At 69.1% G+C, this 3203-nt stretch carries 3 protein-coding genes; all 3 read left to right on the top strand.

What is annotated here, in order from left to right; translation table 11 throughout:
- Positions 1 to 305 precede the first annotated feature (305 nt).
- Entirely contained in the window at positions 306 to 626 is a 321-nt protein-coding gene (locus AB0I83_RS31290) for a hypothetical protein (protein WP_125496706.1), read from the top strand.
- A gap of 145 nt (positions 627 to 771) precedes the next feature.
- Positions 772 to 1893 carry a peptidoglycan bridge formation glycyltransferase FemX gene (gene femX, locus AB0I83_RS31285; protein WP_125496705.1) on the top strand — a complete coding sequence of 374 codons (1122 nt, stop codon included), beginning with the start codon at positions 772 to 774 and terminating at the stop codon, positions 1891 to 1893.
- Between the two features lie 82 nt (positions 1894 to 1975).
- Positions 1976 to 3007, top strand: a complete 1032-nt coding sequence (locus AB0I83_RS31280) for an alanine racemase (RefSeq protein WP_125496704.1) — start codon at positions 1976 to 1978, stop codon at positions 3005 to 3007.
- Positions 3008 to 3203 lie beyond the last annotated feature (196 nt).

The raw sequence follows: 3203 nt of genomic DNA, 5'->3' as shown, positions 1-3203 counted from the left end.
ATCGGGGTCGAGGATGACCATCACCTCGTAGTGACGCATGTGGAACCCACCTCCTTTGGACTCAGCGGCCACGGTCGTTCCGTGGCAGGAGGGTCATGATGCGTTGGCACCGGTGTCACCGAGTAAACCAGGCCCCACTGACAGAGGGGTCCACTCGGCCGTACCGGACGACGGGCACCAGTGCAGAAGCTACAGACTACCCGGCAACCGCCGTACGGTTGAAATCCGGGCCTGAGGGGACACAATCTGTACACATCGGGTGATGCAGGGCGAAGTGCCCATCGCCTCGGACAGGAGGTCCCGCCATGGCTCAGATGATGCGCCCCGTCAAACAGCGCAGCGGTCTGCTGGCCACCGACGGCAAGCCCCACCCGCTGCCGGACGCACTGCTGGCCGTGACCGTGCTCCTCGGCCTGGTCTCCCTCATCACCGCCGCTTTCCCGGGGCTCCATCTGCTGACCGTCTGCACCGGAATCGTCGGCGTCGTGGCCGGCGGATACGGCCAGTTCATCTCGGTGACCACACGTGAGCGCTTCGGCCTGGTCCTCGGCCTCGGCGCCTCCGCGATCGGCCTCTTCCTCGGCCTCGCGCACAGCGATCTCACCTCGGGGTTCGTCGGCGGCTGAGCGCACCGCCCCGGGCGGCCGCGGGTGCCCCTTCACAGGGCCGGTTGGCCCAGGCCCAACCGGCCCGCATCACAGGCGCAGTAGGCTCTGCCGAGAGCCGGAGCCCCTGATCCATGGGGACACGCCAGCCCGAGGAGCGCCCCGAATGAGCCTGACCCTGAGGACCATCAGTCGAGAGCAGCATCTGGCCTACATCCAGAGCCTGCCGGCGGCGAGCCACATGCAGGTCCCGGCGTGGGCGGACGTCAAGGCGGAATGGCGCTCGGAGAACCTGGGGTGGTTCGACGACCGTACGGGTGAGCTGGTCGGTGTCGGCCTCGTCCTCTACCGGCAGCTGCCCAAGATCAAGCGCTATCTCGCCTATCTGCCCGAGGGTCCGGTCATCAACTGGTTCGCACCGAACCTCGACGACTGGATCCAGCCGATGCTGGCGCACCTGAAGCGGCAGGGCGCCTTCTCGGTGAAGATGGGCCCGCCGGTGATCATCCGCCGCTGGAACGCGGACACCATCAAGAAGGGCATCCAGAACCCGGACGTCAAGCGCCTGCGGGACATGGAGGCCGACTTCATCGAGCCCCGTGCCTTCGAGGTCGCCGACAAGCTGCGCCGGATGGGCTGGCAGCAGGGCGAGGACGGCGGTGCCGGCTTCGGTGACGTCCAGCCGCGCTACGTCTTCCAGGTGCCGCTGGCCAACCGTTCCCTGGAAGAGGTGCACAAGAACTTCAACCAGCTGTGGCGCCGCAACATCAAGAAGGCGGAGAAGGCCGGCGTGGAGGTCGTCCAGGGCGGCTACCACGACCTGGAGGAGTGGCAGCGGCTGTACGAGATCACGGCCGTGCGCGACCACTTCCGGCCCCGCCCGCTGTCGTACTTCCAGCGCATGTGGACGGCGCTGAACACCGAGGACCCCAACCGCATGCGGCTGTACTTCGCGCGGCACAACGGCGTGAACCTGGCCGCGGCGACGATGCTGATCGTCGGCGGCCACGTGTGGTACTCCTACGGCGCCTCCGACAACATCGGCCGTGAGGTCCGGCCCTCGAACGCCATGCAGTGGCGGATGCTGCGCGACGCCTATGCGCTCGGCGCCACCGTCTACGACCTGCGGGGCATCTCCGACACGCTGGACGAGTCCGACCACCTCTTCGGTCTGATCCAGTTCAAGGTCGGCACCGGTGGGCAGGCCGCCGAGTATCTCGGCGAGTGGGACTTCCCGCTGAACAAGCTGCTCCACAAGGCGCTGGACATTTACATGTCCCGCCGCTGACCTCGCATTTCCCGCTTCGACTCCGTCGACCTCATCCCTACTTCTGACACACCGCAGCCACGAGAAAGGTTCCGGTCCGGCCATGGCGCTCACGCTCTATGTCGACACCGCGCGCTGGCGGGCGCACCACAAGCACGTGCAGGAGCAGTTCCCGGGACTGGTCCCGGTCTGCAAGGGCAACGGCTACGGCTTCGGACACGAGCGGCTGGCGGAGGAGGTCACCCGCCTGGGTGCGGACATCCTCGCCGTCGGCACGACGTACGAGGCCGCGCGCATCAAGGACTGGTTCAGCGGCGATCTGCTCGTGCTCACGCCCTACCGGCGTGGCGAGGAGCCGGTGCCGCTGCCGGACCGGGTGATCCGCTCGGTGTCGTCGGTCGACGGCGTGTACGGCCTGGTGGGGGCGCGGGTCGTCATCGAGGTGATGTCCTCGATGAAGCGGCACGGGGTCACCGAGCAGGACCTGCCGCAGCTGCACGCCGCCATCGAGAACGTGCGCCTGGAGGGCTTCGCCATCCACCTGCCGCTGGACCGTACCGACGGCTCGGACGCTGTGGAGGAGGTCATCGGCTGGATGGACCGGCTGCGGGCGGCCCGGCTCCCGCTGCACACCATGTTCGTCAGCCACCTCAAGACCGAGGAACTGGCCCGCCTGCAGCAGCAGTTCCCGCAGACCCGGTTCCGCGCCCGGATCGGCACGCGGCTGTGGCTCGGCGACCACGAGGCCACCGAGTACCGCGGCGCGGTGCTGGACGTCACCCGGGTGTCCAAGGGCGACCGCTTCGGCTACCGGCAGCAGAAGGCCCCCTCCGACGGGTTCCTGGTCGTGGTGGCGGGCGGCACGTCCCACGGTGTGGGCCTGGAGGCGCCGAAGGCGCTGCACGGCGTCATGCCGCGGGCCAAGGGGGTCGCCCGGGCCGGCCTGGCCACCGTGAACCGGAATCTGTCGCCGTTCGTCTGGGCCGGCAAGCAGCGCTGGTTCGCCGAGCCGCCGCACATGCAGGTCTCCATCCTCTTCATCCCGGCGGACGCCCCGGAACCCAAGGTCGGCGACGAGCTGGTGGCCCATCTGCGGCACACCACCACGCAGTTCGACCGTCTCGTGGACCGCTGACCGCGCGGCCGGAGGCTCCCCGCCCGAGAGCCTCCGGCACCCATACGAAGGCCGCACCCGGCGCACGCTGCCGGATGCGGCCTTCGATGCGTGATGCGTAGCCCGCTCAGACCGGACGGTCCCCCGCGGACGCCACTCCGCCGGGCGCCGCTCCGCCGCCCCACCGCACCTGCGGCACGTCGCCCGGCGCTGCGGG

The sequence above is a fragment of the Streptomyces sp. NPDC049970 genome (genome assembly GCF_040660235.1).
Lineage (GTDB): Bacteria > Actinomycetota > Actinomycetes > Streptomycetales > Streptomycetaceae > Streptomyces.
This window is presented reverse-complemented; position numbering and strand designations above follow the sequence as displayed.